Annotated in this window: 6 protein-coding genes; 2 read left to right on the top strand and 4 right to left on the bottom strand. The window is 63.7% G+C overall.

Annotated elements, in window-relative coordinates:
- Positions 1-945: iron exporter MbfA (gene mbfA, locus EN893_RS18630; protein WP_128361689.1), on the top strand; the 945-nt coding region annotated here is incomplete at its 5' end.
- Positions 946-1,110: 165 nt separating this feature from the next.
- Here the strand turns inward: mbfA and EN893_RS18635 are convergent.
- The 3 genes from EN893_RS18635 to EN893_RS18645 all read right to left on the bottom strand — a co-directional run bounded on the left by EN893_RS18635 (position 1,111) and on the right by EN893_RS18645 (position 2,063).
- On the bottom strand, positions 1,111-1,455 hold the full coding sequence (locus tag EN893_RS18635; RefSeq protein ID WP_127268914.1) for an antibiotic biosynthesis monooxygenase: 345 nt from the start codon (positions 1,453-1,455) through the stop codon (positions 1,111-1,113).
- Positions 1,452-1,784: an NIPSNAP family protein gene (locus EN893_RS18640; RefSeq protein ID WP_127268912.1), complete on the bottom strand. Its 333-nt coding sequence runs from the start codon at positions 1,782-1,784 to the stop codon at positions 1,452-1,454. Before EN893_RS18640 ends, EN893_RS18635 begins: the two co-directional genes overlap by 4 nt.
- Positions 1,785-1,847: 63 nt before the next feature.
- Positions 1,848-2,063, bottom strand: coding sequence for a DUF1127 domain-containing protein (locus tag EN893_RS18645; protein ID WP_127268910.1), 216 nt, complete (start codon positions 2,061-2,063; stop codon positions 1,848-1,850).
- Between the two features lie 68 nt (positions 2,064-2,131).
- Here EN893_RS18645 and EN893_RS18650 point away from each other — a divergent pair, with 68 nt between their 5' ends.
- Entirely contained in the window at positions 2,132-2,806 is a 675-nt protein-coding gene (locus EN893_RS18650) for a winged helix-turn-helix domain-containing protein (protein WP_127268908.1), read from the top strand.
- Positions 2,807-2,818: 12 nt separating this feature from the next.
- On the opposite strand, the gene ligD is transcribed toward EN893_RS18650, so the two are convergent.
- The coding region (gene ligD / locus EN893_RS18655) for a DNA ligase D (protein WP_128361690.1) at positions 2,819-5,012 on the bottom strand (2,194 nt) is incomplete at its 5' end.

Genomic DNA, 5,012 nt, shown 5'->3' on the forward strand with positions numbered 1-5,012 from the left:
GAATCGCTCTCCGAACAGGAGATCCTGGCGCTGGCCATTTCCTCCGAGGAGGATGACGGTCGCATTTACCGGGCCTATGCCGACGGGCTGACGGAAAACTTCCCGCAATCGGCAAAAGTGTTCGAGGAGATGGCCGAGGAAGAGGATGGCCATCGCGATGCGTTGATCGAGCTTTTCCGCAAGCGGTTCGGCGAGCGCATACCGCTGATCCGGCGCGAACATGTGAAGGGTTATTACGAGCGCAAGCCCGACTGGCTGGTCCGGCCGCTCGGCATCGAGCACGTGCGCAGCCATGCCGAGGCGATGGAGCGGCAAGCCTACCTTTTCTATGTCGAGGCGGCCAAGCGCACGGCAGATGCTTCGACGCGAAAACTGCTCGACGATCTGGCGGTGGCCGAACTGGGCCATGAGACCCTGGCGCAGCGGCTGGAACAGAAACATGTGCCGGGCGCCGTCAAGGCCGAGGAGGCCAGCGCCGAGCAGCGCCAGTTCATCCTCACCTATGTGCAACCAGGGCTGGCCGGGCTGATGGACGGGTCGGTGTCCACTCTGGCGCCGATCTTTGCCGCTGCCTTTGCCACGCACGACACCTGGCAGACGCTGCTGGTCGGGCTTGCCGCCTCGATCGGCGCCGGCATTTCGATGGGCTTCACCGAAGTCGCTTCCGACGACGGCAAGCTGTCGGGCCGCGGCTCGCCGATCAAGCGCGGTCTGACCGTCGGCATCATGACGACGCTGGGCGGTCTCGGACACGCGCTCCCCTATGTCATTCCGCATTTCTGGACGGCCACCGGGGTTGCCGCGGTGGTGGTGTTCTTCGAATTGTGGGCGATCGCCTTTGTCCAGAACCGCTACATGCAGACGCCTTTCCTGCGTGCCGCCTTCCAGGTGGTGCTGGGTGGCGCCCTGGTGTTCGCGGCCGGCGTGCTGATCGGGAATGCATAGTTTTTTCCCTTCCCCCCTTGTGGGGGAAGGTGGATCGGCGCGCAGCGCCGAGACGGATGAGGGGTGTTCCAGCGGAGTGAGACGTTGGCGTTCCCTGGAACACCCCTCATCCGTCGCCTGCGGCGACACCTTCTCCCACAGGGGGAGAAGGAAGAAACTTGCCACTCACCCATTCACCGCCCGGCTATCCCTAGGCGCCTCGTCTCTCTCCGTCAGTCCATAATCCCTCATCACATGGGCGATGCGCAGACGGTAGCCGGCAAAGATACCGCCCCGGCCGGCCTTCTGCGCCTGGCGGTGTTCCTCGGTGTTGCGCCAGGCCTTCACGGCTTCCTCGTCGCGCCAGAATGACAGCGACAGGATGCGGTTCGGATCGGCCAGGCTCTGGAAACGCTCGATGGAAAGAAAGCCGTCAATGCCGTCGAGCAGTGGACGCAGGTCCGCGGCGATGCTCAGATAGGCGTCGCGCCGGCCTTCCGCCGGCTCGACCTCGAAGATCACGGCAATCACGGCAGCACCAGTTTCGCGTGCGGGCCTGAGGCCAGTTTCAGGAACATGCGATCCTCCTTCAGGATGAACCTCTCGCGCTTGGCGAATTCGTAGTTTGCCTTGCCGGTGGGATCGGCGGCAAGCCGGGCGCGATAGGCTTCGTAGGCGGCCAGGCTCTCGATGTTGTAGGCGGCATACGCGGTCGTCGCCGAGCCCTCATGCGGCGCGTAGTAACCGATCAGATCGGCGCCGCAGCGTGGAATGGCCTGGCCCCAATTGCGCGCATACTCCTCGAAGGCCGCCTTGCCGAACGGGTCGATCTCGTAGCGGATGAAGCAGGTGATGGTCATTGTGGTCTCCTTGGGGTGCGTCGATAGTTCGAGCGGCATCGAAACGTTGTGTCGTCTGGTCTGCTAGGGCTGCCAGAAGGACTTCGCGCATTCGCGGCGCACGTCTTGCCGCGTTAGCCCAAGATCGCGCAGCTGATGATCATCCATCTCGGCAAGGTCCAGACGCTGCAAATGGCGGTCATACCAGCGGGCCAGCAGCCGCGAACGCAGCCAGGTGACGAACGGGAAGAATTGACGGCTGGGGAGCGAGGCTGAGGGGAAAGCGGTTCGTGCGGCCATCGTCGTCTCCTTGATCTCACCTGAGAATAGTGATTATCTGACAAGAACGCTTCGATGAGGAACGAACTATGCGTGAAGGACCCGACATCGCCAGCATCGCCAGCCTGGTCGGCGACCCGGCACGGGCAAACATGCTGAATGCCCTGATGGGCGGCACGGCGCTGACGGCGAGCGAACTGGCGCTCGAGGCCGGCGTTTCGCTGCCGACCGCCAGCTCGCATCTGGGCAAACTGATGGAAGGTGGGCTGCTCACGGTGGCGAGCCAGGGCCGGCATCGCTATTACGGCCTCGCCGGACCGCAGGTGGCCGGCATGATCGAAGCCATCACAGGCGTCGCGGAAGCCGTCGGTCCAAAGCGTGTGCGCCCCGGTCCGCGCGATGGTGCCATGCGGGTGGCGCGCGTCTGCTACGATCACCTCGCCGGCGAGCAGGCGGTGGCGATGCTCGATCGGCTCGTCGCCAAGAACGTATTGGTCCGCGACGAACAGGAGATCAGGCTCGGGCCATCGGCGGCTTCGCATTTCGCGGCGATAGGCATCGACGTTTATACCAAGCCGCGCCGGCCGGTGTGCCGCGCCTGCCTCGACTGGAGCGTGCGCCGTTCGCACCTCGCCGGCACGCTGGGCGCCGCCATCCTCGAGAAGATCCTGGCCGAGAAATGGGCGCGCCGCGAGAAGGACAGCCGCGCGGTGATCTTCTCGCCGCCGGGTAGACAGGCGTTTGAGAGGGTGTTTCTGTCTTGAACGGGCGAAGCGTTAACCCCGCCTCAGAGCCTTGCCCTGCTTAAAGAAATCCGACCACGGATCGGCTTTCGCCAGCTGTTTCAGCGTAGTCTTGCCGCCGATCGGGAAAGCGTTCGGCGCCAAGCCGGCCTCGATCTCTGGCCAGGTCACCGGCATCGACACGGTGGCGCCCTTCTTGGCGCGTGACGAATAGGGCGCGACCGTCGTCGAGCCCCTGCCATTGCGCAGATAGTCGACGAAGATCTTTCCAGTGCGCGCTTTTTTCGACAGCGTCGCCGTGTAGCGGTCGGGGGCACCCTGCTCCAGCGCACGGGCAAAATCATGGGCGAAGGTTTTGACCTCATCCCAATCCGCCGCTGGTCTCAGCGGCACCATGACGTGAAAACCCTTGCCGCCCGAAGTCTTGACGAAATTCGGCAGCGACAGCTCGTCGAGCTTGCCCCTGATATCGAGTGCCGCCTCGCGGACCGCTTTCACGTCGATACCTTCATCGGGATCGAGATCGAAGATGATCTGGTCGGGCTTTTCGATCTCGTCGATCGTGCACCCCCAGATGTGGATCTCGACCACGCCATACTGGACCAGTGCGGCGACACCATCGAAATCCCGGATGTACAAGATCTCCTCGCCGTCAGTCGGATCCTTCATGCGCGCGATCTTGTCGCTCATACCGGCCGAGGCATGTTTCTGGAAGAAACGCTGGCCACCGACACCGTCCGGCGCCCGCACCAGGCTGAGCGGCCGGTTGACGACAAACTGTTCCATGCGCGGCCAAACCTGCGCGTAATGGTCGAGCAGGCCCTGCTTGGAGATGTTTTCATCCGGCCACAGCAGCTTGTCGGGATGCGAGAGTTTTACCGTGGTCGTCATCGATCCGGCGGCTTTGCCACCCGATGCCGGCTTGGCCGTGCTCTTGCCTGTCGATGTCTTGCCTGTCGACGCTTTGGGCTTTTCCTGCACGACTTCCTCCGCCGGCTTGTCCTCGCGCAATCCCTGGAACGAGGCGTGGCGTATTATACGGTCCGAGGTCCAGCTGCGAAACTCCACTTCGCCGACAAGTTCGGGCTTGACCCAGACCAGGCCCTTGCCCTTCGGCACGGCGGTGGAGAAGGGCGATGTCTTTGCCGTCAATGCATCGAGTTTTGCCTTCAGCTCGTTGGCGCCCTTGCCGGAGAAACCAGTGCCGACGCGGCCGGCATAATGCAGCTTGCCGCCCTCGTGGAAGCCGACCAGGATCGAGCGCAGGCCGCGCCCGGTCTTGTCCGACGGCAGATAGCCGCCGATGACGAATTCCTGCCGCGCCGTGCATTTCGACTTCACCCAGGTCGGGCCGCGGCCGCTGCGATAGGGTGCATCGGCACGCTTGGAGACGACGCCTTCCAGGCCCATCCGGCAGGCATGCTCCAGCATGATCTTGCCGGGTTCGGAAAAGTGGTCGCTGAAGCGGACCGCCGGATTGTCGGACTGCTTGCCGAGCAAATCCTGCAAGGCCTGCTTGCGCTCGACCAGCGGCTCGCGCCGCAAATCCCTTCCATCGAGGCGCATCAGATCGAATACGTAATAGATGAAGCGATTTGTCCGCTTCGCCGACAGATCCTGCTGCAACAGCGCGAAAGACGAGACGCCGCTGTCGGCGAGCACGACCACCTCGCCATCGATGATGGCGTCGCTGCACTTCAGCCCGGCCAGCTCCGCGACGATCTCGCCGCCGAACTTCTTCGTCCAGTCGAGGCCGGTCCGGGTCAGCAGCCGCACATCGGTGCCGGCGATCTGCGCCTGCATGCGATAGCCGTCGAACTTCACCTCATGCAGCCAGTCCTTGCCCGGCGGCGCATCGCGCTCCAGCGTGGCCAGCTGCGGCTCGATGAAGTCGAGTTTCTTGCCCGCGGCCTTCGTCTTGCCGGCGGCCGGCTTGTTGGAATGCCAGACCTTCGGCTTCTCACCCTTCGCGGCCTTGCCCTCGCCGACCTCCTCGATCGTCAGGCCCGACTTCACCGATTCCGGCGCCTCCTTGAGGATGTCCTCGCCAGGACGCGCGGCGGCATCGTCCGACTTGATCAGCAGCCAGTTGTCGCGTTTTTCACCCGCACGCGGCTTCAGTCGCACCAGATGCCATGCCCCATGCAGCTTGTGTCCCCTGAGCTCGAAGCTGATATGGCCCTTCTTCATCGCCTTGGCCGGGTCGATCTCGGGGGTCCAGGTGCCT

It is taken from the genome of Mesorhizobium sp. M7A.F.Ca.CA.004.04.2.1 (assembly GCF_004022825.1).
GTDB lineage: Bacteria > Pseudomonadota > Alphaproteobacteria > Rhizobiales > Rhizobiaceae > Mesorhizobium.